General features: G+C 40.4%; 16 protein-coding genes. 10 read left to right on the top strand and 6 right to left on the bottom strand.

Annotation, left to right across the window (positions count from 1 at the left end):
- The first annotated feature begins 67 nt into the window (after positions 1–67).
- Entirely contained in the window at positions 68–655 is a 588-nt protein-coding gene (locus CZ382_RS21500; protein WP_088053135.1) for an ECF transporter S component, read from the top strand.
- Positions 656–996: 341 nt separating this feature from the next.
- Here the strand turns inward: CZ382_RS21500 and CZ382_RS21490 are convergent, their stop codons facing one another.
- Positions 997–5,364 carry a S8 family serine peptidase gene (locus tag CZ382_RS21490; protein ID WP_371871278.1) on the bottom strand — a complete coding sequence of 1,456 codons (4,368 nt, stop codon included), beginning with the start codon at positions 5,362–5,364 and terminating at the stop codon, positions 997–999.
- An 833-nt stretch (positions 5,365–6,197) separates the two neighbouring features.
- Complete coding sequence (locus CZ382_RS21485) at positions 6,198–7,286, bottom strand: M20/M25/M40 family metallo-hydrolase (protein WP_371871277.1); 1,089 nt, start codon at positions 7,284–7,286, stop codon at positions 6,198–6,200.
- Between the two features lie 102 nt (positions 7,287–7,388).
- On the opposite strand from CZ382_RS21485, the gene CZ382_RS21480 reads away from it, so the two are divergent.
- From CZ382_RS21480 to CZ382_RS21460, 5 genes are all read left to right on the top strand, one after another.
- Complete coding sequence (locus CZ382_RS21480) at positions 7,389–7,955, top strand: thioredoxin family protein (protein WP_088053131.1); 567 nt, start codon at positions 7,389–7,391, stop codon at positions 7,953–7,955.
- A gap of 205 nt (positions 7,956–8,160) precedes the next feature.
- Positions 8,161–9,162: a potassium channel family protein gene (locus tag CZ382_RS21475; protein WP_088053130.1), complete on the top strand. Its 1,002-nt coding sequence runs from the start codon at positions 8,161–8,163 to the stop codon at positions 9,160–9,162.
- 92 nt (positions 9,163–9,254) lie between these two features.
- Positions 9,255–9,641, top strand: a complete 387-nt coding sequence (gene yugI, locus CZ382_RS21470) for a S1 domain-containing post-transcriptional regulator GSP13 (protein ID WP_088053129.1) — start codon at positions 9,255–9,257, stop codon at positions 9,639–9,641.
- 173 nt (positions 9,642–9,814) lie between these two features.
- Positions 9,815–11,161 carry a glucose-6-phosphate isomerase gene (locus tag CZ382_RS21465; RefSeq protein WP_088053128.1) on the top strand — a complete coding sequence of 449 codons (1,347 nt, stop codon included), beginning with the start codon at positions 9,815–9,817 and terminating at the stop codon, positions 11,159–11,161.
- 212 nt (positions 11,162–11,373) lie between these two features.
- A complete protein-coding gene (locus CZ382_RS21460; protein WP_088053127.1) occupies positions 11,374–12,543 on the top strand; it encodes a MalY/PatB family protein in 1,170 nt (389 codons plus the stop codon).
- A gap of 71 nt (positions 12,544–12,614) precedes the next feature.
- On the opposite strand, the gene CZ382_RS21455 is transcribed toward CZ382_RS21460, so the two are convergent.
- Entirely contained in the window at positions 12,615–12,800 is a 186-nt protein-coding gene (locus tag CZ382_RS21455) for a hypothetical protein (protein WP_088053126.1), read from the bottom strand.
- Between the two features lie 224 nt (positions 12,801–13,024).
- Between CZ382_RS21455 and kapB the strand changes: the two genes are divergently transcribed.
- Complete coding sequence (gene kapB / locus CZ382_RS21450) at positions 13,025–13,420, top strand: kinase-associated lipoprotein B (protein ID WP_235000484.1); 396 nt, start codon at positions 13,025–13,027, stop codon at positions 13,418–13,420.
- A gap of 134 nt (positions 13,421–13,554) precedes the next feature.
- Here kapB and CZ382_RS21445 read toward each other — a convergent pair whose 3' ends face one another.
- Genes CZ382_RS21445 through CZ382_RS21435 form a run of 3 tightly spaced genes read right to left on the bottom strand, consistent with a single transcriptional unit; the run spans position 13,555 to position 15,607 of the window.
- Entirely contained in the window at positions 13,555–14,730 is a 1,176-nt protein-coding gene (locus tag CZ382_RS21445; protein ID WP_088053124.1) for a cation:proton antiporter, read from the bottom strand.
- A gap of 6 nt (positions 14,731–14,736) precedes the next feature.
- On the bottom strand, positions 14,737–15,351 hold the full coding sequence (locus CZ382_RS21440) for a cation:proton antiporter regulatory subunit (RefSeq protein WP_230856008.1): 615 nt from the start codon (positions 15,349–15,351) through the stop codon (positions 14,737–14,739).
- A complete protein-coding gene (locus CZ382_RS21435) occupies positions 15,344–15,607 on the bottom strand; it encodes a phosphocarrier protein HPr (RefSeq protein ID WP_088053123.1) in 264 nt (87 codons plus the stop codon). Before CZ382_RS21435 ends, CZ382_RS21440 begins: the two co-directional genes overlap by 8 nt.
- A 545-nt stretch (positions 15,608–16,152) precedes the next feature.
- Between CZ382_RS21435 and deoD the strand changes: the two genes are divergently transcribed.
- From deoD to CZ382_RS21420, 3 genes are all read left to right on the top strand, one after another.
- A complete protein-coding gene (deoD, locus tag CZ382_RS21430; protein WP_088053122.1) occupies positions 16,153–16,860 on the top strand; it encodes a purine-nucleoside phosphorylase in 708 nt (235 codons plus the stop codon).
- Between the two features lie 128 nt (positions 16,861–16,988).
- Entirely contained in the window at positions 16,989–17,585 is a 597-nt protein-coding gene (locus CZ382_RS21425; RefSeq protein WP_088053121.1) for a biotin transporter BioY, read from the top strand.
- A 171-nt stretch (positions 17,586–17,756) separates the two neighbouring features.
- The gene (locus CZ382_RS21420; protein WP_088053120.1) at positions 17,757–18,230 is read left to right on the top strand and encodes a divergent PAP2 family protein; all 474 of its coding nucleotides are present in this window, start codon (positions 17,757–17,759) and stop codon (positions 18,228–18,230) included.
- Positions 18,231–18,273 lie beyond the last annotated feature (43 nt).

The following is an 18,273-nucleotide window of genomic DNA, read 5'->3' as shown; positions in this document are numbered from 1 at the left end:
GCGCGGGAAATGGCTTATCCTTCATCACGAGATGTGAATCGATAAACCGATGAAGGAGGAATTGATGATGCGATCGACAAAACTGCAATCATCACGATTACTAAAGCTTATTATTCTTGCATTACTAGGAACAATTTCGCTTTTATTATTTTTCTTAAATTTCCCGGTGTTACCAGGTTTCGGGTATTTAAAAATCGATTTCAGTGATATACCGGCGTTAATTGCTGGATTCATTTTTTCACCACTTGCCGGGGTAATCGTTGAGGCTATTAAAAATATCCTTTATGCGGCTATCGGTGGTGGAGAGCCTGTAGGAATAGCTTCGAATTTCCTGGCCGGCGTAATGTTTGTCGTTCCTGCAGCTTATTTGTATCATAAATTTAAAGGTGTCAAAAGTGTCGTATCAGGTTTAATCGCTGGTACAATTATGATGGCAATTGGCATGAGCATCTTAAATTATCTCGTTTTTTTACCAATCTATGCATTGTTTATGGGAATGGAAGAGATGAGTATAGAAAGTGTAAAGTGGTATACCGTAATCGCTGGAATTCTGCCGTTCAACATAATAAAAGGAATTATCATCGGAATATTATTTATTCCATTATTCGTTAAAATGCGCAGCTGGATTGAGCAGAAGCAAGCAAATATTGTATAACCATAAAAAAGCTAACCCTGGATATCGGGGTTGGCTTTTTATGTTCTGGGAAATTATAAAATTTATACGCTGGGGTAACTGGATAGTCGAGAGGGGCCACGTCCAGCTCCAGCGCCCAGCGGCTAGTGTGCAACACCCGCCTTCGTACGATAAGTCAACATCGGTCGGTGTAGTTGTTCGGAAAGTTGCTGATGTTCGGCCAAAATTGCTGAACCAAAGTCAAAAATCTTGAACATACTGGCAATAGCCGCCGAACATGACCTGAAATTTGCTGAACCTCACAACAGCAACACATTAAGAAGGTACAGAAGAGATATCTCTTCTGTACCCTCAACGCCAGATTACTCACTATCAACATTGATAAATAATTTACCATCTGCTTCCTTACGGGTTTCGTTGCCATAATCATCAACCACTTTTACTTCAATAACAGCTCCATCAGCTTTCACATTATTCGTCGCCGTCCAATAGCCTACATAATGACCGTCAGAGGTTTCCCGCATAGGTAATTCTGTTGCATTACTGACACTTGCCTTTGCATTTGTTAGTGGCATGTGGATAAAGAATGTAGCATCAAATCCAGGCTCACTGTCAAATTCAATTTTCACGCTTTCCCCTGCCTGCAGATTTTTATCTTCTGCAGGTGTTACATTTTCAATGGCAGGAGCGTTATATTTAGCATCGATCGTAACGGTTTCTTTTGCCTTATTACCTGCTTGATCTTTGGCAACCACCTTTATTTGATTTTCACCGTTATCAAGCAAAATACGTTTGGAATACTTACCATCCGAAACCTCTGCTTTTTGACCATTAACTTTTACCCAGTCAAGGTTGGCATCATCGACCGTTCCTTCAACAGTAACCGTTTCACGATTTGTCTTGTCACCGTCTTTTGGACTGTCGATGGTCAGCTCCGGTTTAGTGGTGTCTAATGTCACCGGAACAGGTTCTGATTCGCCGGTTACCGCACCATCCAGCATTGACACAGCAGTAAACTCATTTTCACCCTCTGACAGTTCCGCTGGTATAGCAAATTTTCCATCGTCGCCTACCTCAGCCGTACCAACTTCTTCCCCATTATTCTTCAATTGAATCGTTGTCGTCGGTGATGCTGTACCTTCTACCGTGATATCCGCTTCATTCGTAATTAGATCTGCATCCGGTGATGTAATAACCGGTGCCGTTACTTCATAGCTTACACGGGCACGGATCATATAATTTCCTTCAATGGCCGGGGACGGTGACCAAGCCCCACCAACAAGCTGATAGCTGCGTTCAGCATTCGGTCCATCCTCATCTGTAGCCAGACCCGGTGTATTCGGATTAGCATGGGTTTGAATATAAACCATATAGAAATCGCCATCAACGACAATGTTATGCTCACTTAAATCGACCACAGTCCACTCACCATTACGTAGTGCTTCCGCGTCAATTGGACCGGCTAATTTCTTGCCAGGTGCTCCATCTTCACCTGATGCATCCCAAACTTCGACAGCAAATTCGGTACCACCTGGGACAGGAAATTCCGTATCCCAGAAGCGGAACACACCATCTGTGACAATCGCGGAATCTTTGCCTTCAGGTAAGGACATCTTCACTGCCCAGCCATTTCCAGCATCATAGAATGCTCGGGCATTTTCAGCGGTACCATCATCATAGCCGATTTCTCCGCCCGGATAGCTGAAAAATGGTTCTAATTCTACATCTACATTAAGATTCTCATCGTCAACCGTAATTTCTACTTCCTTACTGTGATAATCACGGGCCATCACTTTAAGGGTGTAAGAACCTTCATAAGCAGTTAGTGAATAATTACCGTCACCATCTGACTTTACCGGTGTAACATTTGCGTCTTCTATTAGAAGAATGGTTGCACCCTCGATTGGTTCACCCGTTTGTTCATTTGTGATTGTACCACTGACAGTGCCTTGCGAGAGTTCCGTTAATGTGAAATCTGCTTCAGTGACACTATCATTTTCGATTGTAACTGTTTGCTGTTCTGAACTAAAACCATAGGCTTCCGCTTGTACGGTAAATGTTCCCGCTGGATGTGCTAAGGAATACGATCCATTTGCTGGATTTGTATTAACCGAACGTCCACTTTCCAGAACACTTACTTGCGCACCTAATGGCAATAGTGTAGGATTAATTACGTCCTCTTCCACAGGAGGGTTTTGTTTTTTAGGTAATTCCGGCTTGATTTTGGCTGGATTTACCTTTTCTTTTAATGCTGCTTTTCCATCGCTGTTAATTACGCCAAGACCAATGTTACTCTTGCCTTTATTTGCCTCGGTATTTGAAGCTGGGACATTTCCTAATCCTATTCCATGTCCATTATTTATGCCTAATCCCTTGTCAGCTCCATGATTTTTTCCAAGTGAAACATTACTGCTTTGTGGTGAAGCTGTAAGCGCAACGTCATCAATATACCACCCAGCCTTGGTAATACTGGAATCAGATGTTACATTGAAACCAATATAAATACGCTGTCCGCTATATTCGGAAAGATCAATCTCTGCATCCTCCCAACCATCTGTTGTACCTTGCATTCTAGTTAACTGTATCCATTCCTCTTGATCGGTAGAAACAAATACATGACCAAAATCATAAGCACTCCCTGAGTCATATTGTTCCAGTTCATGCCATTGTTTAAACTGCAAGTATGCATCTCCTTCAGGCAGATCAATTGGCGGCATCACAAGAGTTGCATTCATATTACTTTCATAATCTCCGTCAAGATTTGTTGCATAGACTTTTTCACCTGATGCTGCACTTTCGGGACCTGACGTTGGTGCTCCCCATTCCCAGCTGTTCTTTTCGCCAAATGATGTCCAGCCTGTTGGTTCTGCTTCAAAGTCTTCCGAATAACCAACGGAAATCCCAGGTTTAACATTAATCGTATATTCTTCGGTAACGACTTCATTGTTTCCGAAATCATCGATTGTCCACTTATAAACAAGTGAATCTCCATCAATTTGGTCTCCAGGAATGGTTGCGCGATATTCACCTGCTTTAAAATCACCAGAAGTACGGGTAGCTTCAACCGATTGCCATTCGCCATTTTTATCCTGATACTGCAAAACTACCGATGAAACACTGATATTATCATTAACCTCAATCGTTACATTAAGATCCATTCCTGCATACGTTTCTGCAGGTGCGTTATGTTCGAATGTAGGGGCTTCATTATCTTCCCCTTCTTTCGTAACCTGACCTTGCAATGTTCCAATTCCGCTTTCAACCGAAGATACTGCATTATATGCATTGACCAACCCATACCCATATCCGTTATTTGGCGATTCCGGATACTCATCATCGGTCAATGGCGTTGCTGTATTTATTAAAATCTCTTCTATTTCGTCAACTGATAAACTCGCATCAACTTGACGTAATAAGGCAACAACCCCTGTTACGGCTGGGCTAGCCATGGATGTACCATTATTTCCGGCATAACCATTTCCTGGCACAGATGAACGAATGCCAGCCCCTGGAGCCGAAATATCAGGTTTTATTTCGTCATATGGGGATGGTCCACGTAACGAAAAACCAGCAATCTTATCGTTTTTATCCGTCGCACCAGTTGCAAAAGATTCTGGATAATTCCCAGGGTTTGCAACCGATCCTGGTCCCCCTGGATTTCCATCATCAACGTTACCTGCAGCAAATTGCGGAAAAATACCGGCAGCACGCCAGTTAATAACAACATCACGATACCACTCATCAAGTCCTGCTCCGCCACCCCAAGAGTTATTGACCACATCTGGAGCCATATCGACTCTGGCATTTCCGTCTGCATCTGTAGGGGCTAAAATCCATTCACCTGCTGCTAGTATATCGGCATCTGTTCCGGTTCGTCCCGAGAATGCTCTAGCAGCAATAAACTTAGCACCCGGGGCAACACCGATCTGGTTTGTCCCGTCTGCCTCACCACCAACCATTGTTCCGGTAACATGTGTCCCATGACCGAGATCATCTATTGGCTCCGCCTCGCCAGCGGTTGCATCAAACCAGTTAAAGTCGTGATCTACTTCTCCGGTTGCCGCATCGTATCCACGATATTTTTCTTTCAATGCTGGATGATCCCATTGAACGCCACTATCAATGGTGGCTACAACTGTCCCGGATCCATCAATACCCATTTCCCAAGCTTGCGGGGCACCGATACGATCCACGTTCCATTCCACATTTTCTGTTTCGGCTTTCGGTGTTTTCGTTTCAGCTACTTTCGACTTGAATAATTGCCGTGTTTCATTAGGCAATATTTTTTCAACTTCATTAAATGTGGCAATCTTTTGAGCAACTTCTTTTGTTGCTGTAACCGCCATTCCATTAACAATATAATAGGATTTTATATCCTTGGCATTGCCTTTTTCAGCCTGTTTTTCAAGGTATTGTGTTACATTTTGCTGTGATTCGAGCGATGTTGTTTTAAGCTCGGAAACAACAGCGGAGCGCTGGGCAAGTTCTGTCTTTTGTGCCGTTAACTTTGCCTTGCTCGCACTATCCTTGGCTTCCTTTGCGATCTTTTTGGTATCTGCTTTTTCTTTGAATTTGACTAAAAAGGTAACATTATCATTTTTATCAAATTCATCAAGCAGACTTTTACTTACTTTTGCTTTTGCAGCAGTTTGTGAATCATGTAATGACTGAAACAGCTTGTCATTCTTCTCAGCACTAGCCATTCCCGGTGCCAGTAAAGAAAATGTCATGAGTAACGAACTCACAATACTAAAGAGCCGTATTTGCCGTTTTCTTCTCAATTCCTTTCCTCCTCCCGATTTTTAAAACTGTGCTTTTTGTAAAAATTGTCACTGATTTACGACTGCTCCAACTGGTTTAAGAGAAGCAACCCGAAACCCATGACAATAGAAAAAAGACACCCCTTTCCCCCTTTCTTTACTACACAATAGTTAGTGAGGATCTAAGCTGTCCATTGTACCGTTTGTATAATTCTGGCTGTTATTAAAAATTATAATGGATTCTGTATAAAAAAGATGTCGAATGGTGTCGTTTTAAATCAGAATTTTCATAATTGATAAATAAGAACTGTTTGCCCAAGTTTTATAGCCAGTCCATAGACCTAGTCATGACTTGCCATACCTTCCTTGTCTCCCTCTACCTTTGCTGTAACGCTATTTCAAAGGTAATGAGACTATTAAACTATTTTTCAAAATTTTTTATAATAGACAAAAAATGCGGAGATTCACCTAGAAAACATTTCCATATTCGAGTATTTACGTGGTATAAAACGGTAAATAGACCCTTTTCATCTATTTTTGGATGAAAATTGTCCTTAAGCACATCTTAAGTCGCATTAATGAATCATTTCAAGGGTGTCCAAAGACTCATATTTTCTCATATGCAAAAAGCCTTAATCCATTAATGGATTAAGGCTTGGACATAAAGTGAAACTCACCTGAATGCTTGCTAAGCGAATCGGACCAGAACGGGCTGTTTACCACACCCTTCCCGTTTTTGGTTTACCCATGCCTAGAGGTGAGGGTTTTAAAGCCCGTTAAGGCGTGATAAAAATTATTTTTTATCAGTCTTCAAGCGGATTTAAGCTTTCCTCTCCGGTTAGAGACGCAATCATGGTGACCAGTAACTCGATTTCTTCATCCATATCCTTCAAGCTTGATGTTTCAACAGGTGAGTGCATGTAACGCAATGGCAGTGATACGAGGGACACTGGTACACCGCGACCAGTTAACCGCATTTTATCTGCGTCTGTCCCGGTCATTCTTGGTGTCAATTCATATTGAACATTGATATTTAATTTTCGAGCTGTTTTTTCCAATAATTTGTTGATTTTAATATTAATCGGTGCACCTTTGGCAAGGACAGGTCCTTTATCTAACCGGACATCACCATGTTTGTTTTTATTTACGCCAGGGTAGTCCGTTGCAAACGTGACATCACAAGCAATCGCCATTGCAGGTTCAATACCAGCTGCAGCAAAATATGCTCCGCCCATATTTGTTTCCTCGTTGACGGTACTAGCTGCATAAACACCAACCTGGCATCCTTGTTCGGAAAGACGGCGCAGTACTTCCGCTACAATAAATGATCCAGTGCGATTATCCAAGCCGCGACCAGATACATATCGTTCCATCAAGATTTCCGGGTCAGTTTGATAAACAGCAAGATCACCAATTTGCACATATTTTTCGGCTTCCTCTTTCGTCTTCCACCCACAGTCGATGAACAAATCCGCTAAGCCAAAGTCATCCTTCAAACCGCCATGATGCTGGGCATTCACCCCGATCACGCCGGTAACGGTCTTGCCCGATCCTAATACAGTTGTTTTCATTCCAACCGCCGCTTTCGGATTGATCCCTCCCATTTTGTCAAAGTGCAAAAAACCTTCTTTGTCAATTCGATTAATCACGAGCGCTATTTCATCACAATGTCCGGCAAGCAACACTTTAAACGGTGCATCCGGATTTAACACGCCGATCGCATTCCCCGCGTTATCGGTTTTAATCTCATCAGCGAAATCTTTTACATAGTTGATCCATTTTTTTTGAATTTCCATTTCACTACTTGATGGTGAAGGTGTATGTAATAGGGTTAATAAAAAGTCCCGATTTGCTTGTTCCACGTCATATTCCTCCCTTGATATTTTATACATTACAATCATAGCAAATTTTTAAAAAGGAAGCACTTTTGTTTACGAATGAAGTCCTTCGGGTTAGAATTTAGTCAACTATCCACTAAAGGGAGCTGTTTGCCAATGAACTTGAACGAATGGTATGAAAAAGGAATGTTACCTGATACATATATCGAATCCATGCAAGAACACAAGGAAAACCTGCTCTATATTTATGATCATTTCACTGTGCCTGACGATCAGGCATTTGTCAACTCTCTTAAAGACAGGAATTTACGGGTGATCGTTTTAACGGAGGATTGGTGTGGGGACGCCATGCTTAATGTCCCGATTCTGTTAAGACTTGCTGAGCAAACAAGCATGTCCGTAAAAATGCTGCTTCGTGATCAGAATTTGGAATTAATGGATCAGTATTTAACAAATGGGAAATCTCGTTCCATTCCGATCTTTATTTTTATAAATGAAAACGGGAATGAAATTACCAAATGGGGTCCGCGTGCTGATAAATTACAACGCTTTGTCAACGCATCCCAAAAAGAATTACCGCCAAAGGTTGCCGATGATTACAAGGAAAAATTTAACGAAATGCTGCTTTTCATGACAAAATCCTTTCGCGATAATACCGATTTTTGGAATGAAGTATACAATAGCCTAAAACATACATTGCAATCTGCCAAGAACTCACGCTAACTAGGGTGAGTTTTTATTTAGTTATAGGAAGTATAAAAATGTAGGCTGCGTTAATGTACTTTCTGCGACAGCCACGTCCTGATCCGGCGCCCAGAAGCTAGAGTGCATCACACCCCCTCTGCTTTTCTTATTTGCCTCGTATAACCCGTAATGTCCTTTGTCTATACTGAAAATAGGGTATTATCTTAAGATATAAGGTGAAAATATGAGTATCGAAATATTTAAACATATCTATTACCGGCTTCCGGTCTTTGTCCGGCTGCTTTTAACCATTTTTTTAGTCATGATTCTTTTCGGGATCATCATTCATTTTGTTGAACCCGAACAATTTCCTACTATTTTTATCGGTGTCTGGTGGGCATTTGTTACAGGGGCGACAGTAGGGTATGGTGATGTAGTTCCACTAACCACAACTGGAAGAGTAATCGGTATTTTGCTAATATTATCTGGTGGTGGTTTACTAACCTTCTATATTACCCATATTTCCGCGGCAACTATTCAGCATGAGCAGGACCTCTCCAAAGGAAAAGTTGCCTTCAAAGCAAGTAATCATGTCATTTTTGTCGGCTGGAATGAGCGAACAAGACAATTAGTCAATCTAACGACAAAGCATGACCCTAACATCGAAATAGTGCTAATCGACCGGACCCTGACGCATTTACCATACAAACAATTTCCGGTTCATTTTATTCATGGTGATGCAACCGAGGATGCCACACTTCACCAAGCCAATATCAAATTGGCAAAAAGTGTTGTTATCACAGCTGATCATATAAAAAAGGAACGGCAGGCTGACCATAACACGATTTTAACAACGGTCGCCGTACGTGGAAACAACCAGCACGTCCCGATCGTTGCTGAGATTCTGTCTAAAAGTCAAATTGAAAATGCGATTAGAGCCGGTGCGACAACGATAATTCGCTCCAATGATTTTATGAGCGTTTTACTCTACCATGAGCTGTTTAATCGAAAAGAGACAGAACCATATGAAACAATCCTGCATCTTTTATCCAGTCAGCATTTTGACCAGGTCAAGCTTCCAGACGAATTGGCCGGAAAAACGTTTCAGCAGGCCATTGTTTATTTTTTCGACAAAAAAAGTTTACTGCTTGGCATCATTCGAAACCAGGAATGGCAGATCAATCCTCCTATTAATAGCAAAATGAAAGAAGGTGACACACTGTTAACTATGTCTGGACAGCAATAATCTCCTCCCTTAATTTTTGCCTGGCAACACAATATATGCTAAAATGTTTTATTGTGTAAAAAGAAACGAATAAGGTATAGGAGTTGTTCAGCATGACAGACAAGTTTGAAACTGGTCAAGTTTTACAAGGAAAAGTTACAGGAATTCAACCATACGGTGCGTTTGTTGCTTTAGATGATGAAACACAAGGACTCGTTCATATCTCAGAAGTAACGCACGGTTATGTGAAAGATATTCATGATCATTTAGCTATTGGCGACGAAGTAAATGTGAAGGTATTAAATGTTGATTTAGAAAATAATAAAGTGTCCTTATCCATTCGTGCAACTGAAGAAGCACCAAAGAAAAACATCAAGACACCGAAAAACCAGGCAGCAAAACAGCAAGATGATTCAACAGGCGGATTCAATACATTAAAAGACAAATTGGCAGAATGGATTGAGCAATCAGAAGAACGTGAAGGAACATTTAAAAAGTAGAATCAAAAGCGGAAGCACCCGGTTAGCGGCGCTGGAGCTGGACGAGGACTCAGAGTTACACGCAGTTTTTGACGATAGAAACCGCGTGTGCTTTTTCTTTTAGATGCACTTTCTTGATTTACTTCCCCTCTTTCGATAAAGTTAAATTAAATGTACATTGGGAGGAATAAAAATTGGCACATATCACATTTTCATATGAAAAAGCTCTTGCATTTATGAAAAAAAGCGAACTGCAGAGCCTCGATTCATTCGTAACGTCCGCACATAATGCCATACATAATAAAACAGGTGCCGGCAATGACTTTTTAGGGTGGGTTGATCTACCAAAAAACCATGATAAAAAGGAATTTGACCGGATCAAGTCAGCTGCTGAAAAAATTAAACAGGACTCAGATATTTTGCTTGTTATTGGTATTGGAGGATCTTATCTAGGAGCGCGGGCAGCGATTGAAATGCTAAATCACTCGTTCCGTCATCAGCTTACCAATGACAAAAATGGCCATCCCCAAGTAATTTTTGTCGGCCATCACCTAAGCTCTACATATATGAAGGAATTGCTGGATGTTCTTGAAAATAAGGATATATCCATTAACGTTATTTCGAAGAGTGGGACGACGACCGAACCAGCAATCGCATTTCGCATTTTCCGCAAGTGGCTGGAAAACAAATATGGCAAAGAGGAAGCTAAAAAACGGATTTACGCAACAACCGATAAGGAAAAAGGTGCATTAAAAACACTTGCCGAAAATGAAGGTTATGAAACCTTTGTCATACCAGATGATGTTGGAGGACGCTACTCCGTATTAACCGCTGTAGGGCTATTGCCAATTGCAGTCAGCGGAATTTCAATTGATGATATGATGGATGGTGCAACAGATGCGATGAACGATTATGCAGAACCATCGCTTGCTAAGAACCCGGCATACCAATATGCAGCCATTCGCAATATCTTCTATAATAAAGGGAAAACAATTGAAATGCTCATTAATTACGAACCTCAGCTGCAATATTTTGCCGAATGGTGGAAGCAATTATTTGGGGAAAGTGAAGGAAAAGATCAGAAAGGAATCTTCCCGTCATCCGCAAACTTTACCACCGATCTTCACTCCCTGGGGCAATATATTCAGGATGGACGGCGCGATCTCTTTGAAACCGTCTTATATGTTACTAACGCAAAACAAGATATAACATTAGCAGAAGATGAACAGAATTTGGATGGGCTTAATTATTTAGCAGGAAAAACGGTTAGTGAAGTTAATGAGAAGGCTTTTCAAGGCACTTTGCTGGCGCATACCGATGGAAACGTTCCGAATCTCGTAATCAAGATTCCTGCACTTAATGCCTATACATTCGGTTACCTCGTCTACTTTTTTGAAAAGGCTTGTGCTATCAGCGGTTATTTACTAGGTGTCAATCCATTTGATCAGCCAGGTGTTGAGGCATATAAGAAAAACATGTTTGCCTTACTTGGAAAAAAAGGATTTGAGGAAGAAAAGGCGAAATTGGAAAAACGATTGTAAACTTCCTATTGTACTCGAAAAATTTGCAGCAGAAAATTTTGGTGGTTTTTTTGCCAAAAAGTGTTTAGCTTTTGTTTGATGGGGTAATACTATAAACGTAAGACTTTCTCGTATTCCCCCTGTAAGCAAGGCGTAAAAAGCGCTTTGCTTTTTTTTATCTGTTTTTATAGGCTATAATGGTATTTATATTTGACTATCAGGAGGGTTTAATAATGGGGAATTTCGATTTCATACATAATCGCAAAAACACACGATCCGTCAAATGGGATCTAGTAGAATCAATGTTTCAATCGCCCGATGTTTTGCCAATGTGGGTTGCGGACATGGATTTTAAAGCACCACAGGAAGTAATCGATGCAATTGTACAACGGGCAGAACACGGAATTTTTGGCTATACGGTTATTGATGATGACGTAAAACGTGCAATAGTGGATTGGGTTGAAAGAAGGCATCATTGGAAATTTTCGCCTGATCATCTTTCTTTCAGTCCCGGTGTCGTAACAAGCCTCTATATGGCAATCCAGGCGTTTACAGAACCGAATGATAAGGTGTTAATCCAAACTCCGGTTTACACACCTTTTTATAAAGTTATTGAACAGCATGATCGCGTAGTTGTTAAAAATCCGCTTATGTTACAAGACAACTATTACAAAATAGATTTTACCGACTTTGAAGAAAAATTAAAAACAGGTGTCAAGGTATTTATCCTCTGCTCACCGCATAACCCTGTTGGACGCGTATGGCGGGAAGAAGAATTACGGGAAATGGCACGGCTTTGTCTTGCCCATGACGTATTAATCTTGTCTGATGAAATCCATGCTGACCTTCTTTATCCCGGGTATCACCATATTCCAATTGCATCCTTGTCAGAGGAAATTGCTGAACAAACGATTACCTGCATGTCCCCGTCAAAAACATTCAATTTGGCTGGATTACAGGCATCCTATATTATTACAACGGATAAGGAAAAACGGGCAAAGCTCGAAAATCAGCTTATTATTCAGGGGCATGGGGCATTAAATACATTAGGCAATACGGCAATGGAAGCAGCCTACAATTATGGTGAAACCTGGCTGGAAGAACTAAGAGATGTACTAAAAGAAAATCGGGATTATGTTACAGACATGTTCGAACGTCATGCAAAAGAATTAACGGTGATCCGTTCAGAAGGTACTTATCTGCTATGGATTGATTGTAGTACATTGCAATTGGACAGTACAGCACTGAAAAAATTCATGGTTGAGCAAGCAAAAGTAGGGCTTAATGAAGGTGTCTCATATGGTGATGAAGGCAAGCTGTTTATGCGGATGAATATTGCCTGTCCAAAAGCTACACTGGAAGAAGGAGTTAAACGAATTATTGATGCAGTAAAAAATCGATAATAATAGCGGAAGTTCCCGGAAAGGGAGCTTCCGCTTTCGTTTAATCTTCTTTCTGTTTCTCATTATAATCGTTACGCTTCATCATCATTTTCTATATCCTGTTGCTTATACTGCTGGTCAATTTGCTTTGCTTCTTTTTTTGAATGCTTTAAAAAAAAGTGCATTGTAATACCGGCTAATATCATAAATATTACTAATTCAATTACGGCTGGAATGTATTCCGTTTTATCTTCCGGAAAATAAAGAAACTCCATCATTGTTTCTCACGTCCTTCGCTTAAATTATAGCAGACATCCAGTAAACGCTAAAGGATTAGTGACAATTGTCAGAGATTGTTCAAAAAATTAGCCAAATAAATTAACTGCAAACCAAAACATTTACTTAACGTCCAATTTGGCAAATTTTTAAACTCACATTATTAGCCAACGCAAGCTTTTTTTGGCACAATGGAGGTGTATCTATCAAAAAGGAGATGATTACTGTGGCTGTTGCCGTTGGGGATATTGTTCGCGCCCATTACAATTCCGGAGTTTACATAGGAAAAGTAGAAGAAGACCGTGATGATCGATTTTTGGTTAAAGTACTTGCCGTGATCAAGCATCCTATGCAGGGTGATCTGCATCATCCCGGTGTTGTTGACGATGGGGTCTTTTTTCATGAACGGAAAGCGTTAGCCCATTATGAAAAAATGAATGTCGCCAAGGCTGTGGTTTATCCATACGATGATGTGGTACCCGAATACCGTGAATCATTACAATCTGCTCTATCCACAATGAAAGCGAAATTGCACGAAAAAGATACAGAATTCAGCAAGGAAGCTTTAAAAAGGCTAATTAATTTGGAAGAAACGTACTACCACAAAAGCTATTATAAGTAAAAAGGCTAGATAGCTCATAAACCGCTCTGTTTTTTTATCGTAAAAAAGCAGCAGCTTTATTTATGCTTTATTCAAAAGACCACGTCCAGCTTCGGCCTAGCGGTAGTGGTCTTCCTTCATCTTGTCCTTTTCGTTTACGTCGGTACTTTCAAATTTCGTTTTTTCTTTTCTGGTTTGCCATAAATCCTTGTTGTAATTTTAGGTGCATAGTTAAATAGCAGCATCCCGAGAAACGCAGAAACTACGATATAAATTCCACCGAAAACCTTTATCGACCCTGCCGCAACGCTGGCAATAACGACAGAAAACTCTCCACGGGCACATAATGACAATCCTGCTCGTAATGATACACGTTTTGTAAGTCCATACAATTTCCCGCCAATTGTACCAACCAGAATTTTAGCCAGCATTGACCAGACAAGCAGAATGATTAACAGTACCGGCATCGGCACACCTGAACCCATGTCAATGGTTGTTCCAAAATAAACAAAGAATGTAGGCAACAGCAGATTTTTTATCGGTGTAACTGTTCCTTCCACCCGTTCAATTTTGCCAATCTCCGCTAGCATGACACCGGCCAAAAATGCCCCAAGCACTTCTGATAACCCTAAAGATACAGCTAATCCTCCATATGTAACAGCAATTCCAACTAACAGAACAATTTTAAAATCTTCATCTTCAATTTTAAGTAAAAACTGCTCAAACCGTTTAAACAATGTCTTACTCAAAATAATAGCAACTACTGCCAGACCAACTATTTTCCCTAATAACATAGCTAAATCCAATCCGGAAAATGCCTCCCCGGTGCTTAATGCAATTAATATGGCGACAATAATTGGTGCAATCAAATCTTCAAATATCAATATGCCCAAAATATATTCTGTTTCCGCATTGGCCATTCTTCCTTTGTCATCAAGTAATTTAGCTGTAATGGATGAGCTGGTAGCATATGCCAAACCACCAATTAAAAACGAGGAGAACCAGTCCATGCCAAAGCCAAACGCAATAATCATCGTTACGCCTAGACTGAGTCCCACATCAAGGAAACCTGAGCTCCATATTTTTTTGGCGATTCCACCGAGTCGTCTTGTATTGAATTCCAATCCAAGCAAAAAGAACAGCAGGACAATCGCAACTTCGCTTGAAAAATGCAGGATGGAATTATGATGCATCAGACCAGCTAACGCAATTCCAAATAAAATATACAAAATAACATTAGGGAAATTTGTTTTTAACCCAATATATCCAAGCAGAAAAATTCCAATTAATATAATACCTGCATCTAATAACGTCGGAAGTTCACTAACCAAACATCATCATTCCTCACCCTTACATAGCTCTGTTAAAGCAGCTATTTGCTCATCTTTTCCGACAGACATTAATACGTCACCAGGCTTTAAGGTCGTGTCAGCCTCAGGAATGGCAATAACATCCTCCCCGTGAACAATCCCAATGATGGTTGCGCCGGTTTTGTTACGTATATCTGATTCCTCTATCGTTTTAAACGCAAGGGTTGATTTCTCTTTCAGTGTTATATAATCAACGATAATCTGGCTTTTAAATATACGCATTTTTTCAACGTCTACTGGCTGATATGTTGCACCTAATAGTTGTGCCGCAAGCTCCCTTGTTTCGTCAGGCGTCAGATCCATTGCAAAATCTGCCTCGTCCCCATCCGCGTCCTCGAAAAAGTACAGCTCCCGTTTTCCAGTATGATGGACAATAATCACAAGCAAATTTTCCTCAGACGTTTTAAACGAGATTTTCTGTCCGATTCCCGGTAGCTTAGATACAGATATTTTCATTACTTCACCCCATACTCCAAATGTCTGTTTATTATAGACTTTACCTGTTAGTAAAATAAATGTAAACAAAAAAATAAAAAAGCTAGAGGGTTTTATTTCTCCAGCTTCATCACTTACATTATTCACCTAAATGTTCTTTAATAACTTCTTCAATACCGTTTATTGCTTCTTCTTCATCACTGCCGTTTGCAATGATTTTAATTTCAGCACCTTTTGGAACACCAAGTGACATAACACCCATGATTGATTTTAAGTTAACGGTTTTACCATTGTAGGCTACCTCAACTTCTGATTTAAACTGACCAGCTTTATTTACAAGTAGTGTAGCAGGACGTGCATGAACTCCTGTATCAGCTGTAATGGTAAACGTTTTTTCTTTCATTATATCTCATCCTTCCAATTGTGATAATTATTCGTATGTACACTATGTTAACATACATTTTTGCAGATCATTAACTCATTAAAAATTCGTGAATAAATGAACTATCCTTATTATATACAATAATAAACTTTTATGAAACAAAAAAACCTGTCATTTACTTAGAAATTTGTCTTTGCCTTAGGGTTATGATAACGTTATCTTGTAAAGAACAAAGGCGCAAGCGCCCGTTTAGCGGCGTATGGACTGCGCCCTGCCATGCAGGGTGGTTCGGTGTTGCTGCGCAAAGCAGCGGTCTTAACCGAACATTCCTGCCGTAGGAGATAAAGGAAACATGCCCCTGCAAAAGGGGTATGCCGACGTTGGACGCAAAGTCCGCCTTTAGTCGGCCTTCCTTTACACCAACCGATGTTAACTTATCGTACGGAGGCGGGTGTTGCACACTAGCCGCTGGGCGCTGGAGCTGGACGTGGCCTACTCTGCTGAGAGCAGAATAGAGCCTAAATTTATATACTTTCTTATCTTAAGAAAAAGTTGGAGGTTGTAAAATGAGTGTACATATTGGTGCAGAAAAAGGTGAAATTGCCGATAAAATTCTATTACCAGGAGACCCATTACGGGCAAAATTTATTGCGGAAACATTTTTAAATGATGTTCAACAATATAACAATGTACGTGGAATGTACGGATTTACTGGTACATATAAAGGAGAAAAAATATCTGTCCAAGGAACCGGGATGGGTGTTCCTTCGATTTCGATATACGTAAATGAACTTATCCAAAGCTACGATGTCCAAAAATTAATTCGTGTTGGCACATGCGGTGCAATCCAGAAAGATGTAAAAGTTCGTGATGTTATTTTAGCGCAAGGGGCTACAACCGACTCCCAAATCAATCGCATGGTATTCGATGGAATTGACTATGCACCGCTAGCTGATTTTCAATTACTTAAAAACGCATATGACGTTGGAATGGAAAAAGGGTTACGCCTGCGCGTTGGCAATGTGTTTACAAGTGACACCTTCTATCGTGATAATGCAAAGGAACTGAATGAATTACTTGCAGCATATAAAGTATTAGCAATTGAAATGGAAACATCTGCATTATACACATTGGCAGCAAAATTCGATCGTCAGGCATTGTCGGTATTAACTGTTTCCGATCACATCCTGACGGGTGAAGAAACAACGGCACAAGAACGGCAAACAACCTTCCATGACATGATGGAAATTGCGTTGGAGGCAGCGATCAAATAAGTGCCCTTAACCTGTTAAGCATAACAGGTCAAAGATAGAGCCCTCAGCTATTTTGTCAACCTTATTATTATTTGGTTGACAATAAACGTTCGCTCCCTTATTATTTTATTAGAAGGGAGAGAATACATATGAAAGAGTTACGTCCTATCGATTTAACATTTGGTGCAGTATTTGTCTGTTTAATGGCAATTGGCGCCAATATAGCAGTATGGTTTCCAATATTAACTGTTCCGATTGGTGGTGCATCTGTGCCATTGTCATTACAAACCTTTTTTGCAATACTGGCTGGGCTGATGCTCGGCAAAAAACTCGGTACTATTTCAATCATTACCTATATCCTTGTCGGTATTGCCGGTGTACCCGTATTTGCCGAAATGTCTGGAGGTCCTTTTGTTCTTGTCAGTCCAACAGGCGGATTCATTATATCGTTTATTTTTATCGCATTTTTTGTCGGACTCATAGCAGAACAAAGTAAAAAACCGTCCATACCTTTATACACTTTTGCAGCACTAATCGGATTGTTGTTAAATTACGGAATAGGTGTGACCTATATGTATGCAGCCATGAATACTTGGCTGGAACTAAACATTTCTTACTCAGTTGCATGGACGAGCATGGTTCCATTTTTGATCAAGGATGCTGCATTGGCCTTTCTTTCAGGAGTGTTTATGGTTAATTTGGCTAAGCGAATTCCCGCAAGATGGTTAAGCATAAAAGCACATTAACATAATCGTTCTGTATTTGGAGGATATTCCGATAATGGATATCCTCTTTTTTTCTCACTTAAAAATTTGTTTACCCAGAGTCAGATAAATGAATAAAAGTTTTCATCCTTTACCGATACTAGAGTTATTAGTCCAACAGGTGCTTGTAACAGAAAGGATGTTCTTCTTTTCATGCATGTTTTCATGAATTTCCCATTATGGGCTGCACTGATTGCAATTGTTTTTTCACAGGTCATCAAAATACCGATTAATCTGATTGTAACAAAAACGTTTAAACCGGGTCTGGCATTTAGTAATGGAGGGATGCCTAGCAGTCATTCGGCAGCTGTTGCCGCATTAACAACCAGTATCGGAATTGTCGAAGGGATATCCTCAACAATGTTTGCAGTTTCTTGTGTTTTCAGCATTATCGTTATGTTTGATGCATCTGGGGTACGCAAACAGGCCGGAGAACAAGCAATATTGCTCAATCAGTTACGTAAAGACCTTCTTTATCTTATCGAGGGAGCGAAGGATTGGGGAAAAAAGGCGGAATACGAAAAACGCCAGGAGCTGAAGGAATTACTGGGACATGAGCCAATCGAAGTATTTTTTGGCGGATTAACAGGGATTTGCCTTGCACTCCTTCTTTATATGCTATACTAATTTTCATAGCGCATCTCCATTGCTCGGAGTCTTTGACTGTCTT

This window comes from Virgibacillus dakarensis (assembly GCF_900155625.1).
Lineage (GTDB): Bacteria > Bacillota > Bacilli > Bacillales > Amphibacillaceae > Lentibacillus_C > Lentibacillus_C populi.
Note: the sequence above shows the minus strand (reverse complement) of the source record. Positions and strands in the feature narration are given on the sequence as shown.

What these genes read in the sequence shown, in the direction of transcription:
- CZ382_RS21485 (WP_371871277.1), bottom strand. Translation starts at nt 7,286, where the DNA reads ATGTATAAAATATCAAGGGAGGAATATGACGTGGAACAAGCAAATCGG.
- CZ382_RS21500 (WP_088053135.1), top strand. Translation starts at nt 68, where the DNA reads ATGCGATCGACAAAACTGCAATCATCACGATTACTAAAGCTTATTATT.
- CZ382_RS21490 (WP_371871278.1), bottom strand. Translation starts at nt 5,364, where the DNA reads ATGACATTTTCTTTACTGGCACCGGGAATGGCTAGTGCTGAGAAGAAT.
- yugI (WP_088053129.1), top strand. Translation starts at nt 9,255, where the DNA reads ATGACAGACAAGTTTGAAACTGGTCAAGTTTTACAAGGAAAAGTTACA.
- CZ382_RS21460 (WP_088053127.1), top strand. Translation starts at nt 11,374, where the DNA reads ATGGGGAATTTCGATTTCATACATAATCGCAAAAACACACGATCCGTC.
- CZ382_RS21420 (WP_088053120.1), top strand. Translation starts at nt 17,757, where the DNA reads ATGCATGTTTTCATGAATTTCCCATTATGGGCTGCACTGATTGCAATT.
- CZ382_RS21425 (WP_088053121.1), top strand. Translation starts at nt 16,989, where the DNA reads ATGAAAGAGTTACGTCCTATCGATTTAACATTTGGTGCAGTATTTGTC.
- CZ382_RS21480 (WP_088053131.1), top strand. Translation starts at nt 7,389, where the DNA reads ATGAACTTGAACGAATGGTATGAAAAAGGAATGTTACCTGATACATAT.
- CZ382_RS21435 (WP_088053123.1), bottom strand. Translation starts at nt 15,607, where the DNA reads ATGAAAGAAAAAACGTTTACCATTACAGCTGATACAGGAGTTCATGCA.
- CZ382_RS21475 (WP_088053130.1), top strand. Translation starts at nt 8,161, where the DNA reads ATGAGTATCGAAATATTTAAACATATCTATTACCGGCTTCCGGTCTTT.
- deoD (WP_088053122.1), top strand. Translation starts at nt 16,153, where the DNA reads ATGAGTGTACATATTGGTGCAGAAAAAGGTGAAATTGCCGATAAAATT.
- CZ382_RS21455 (WP_088053126.1), bottom strand. Translation starts at nt 12,800, where the DNA reads ATGATGGAGTTTCTTTATTTTCCGGAAGATAAAACGGAATACATTCCA.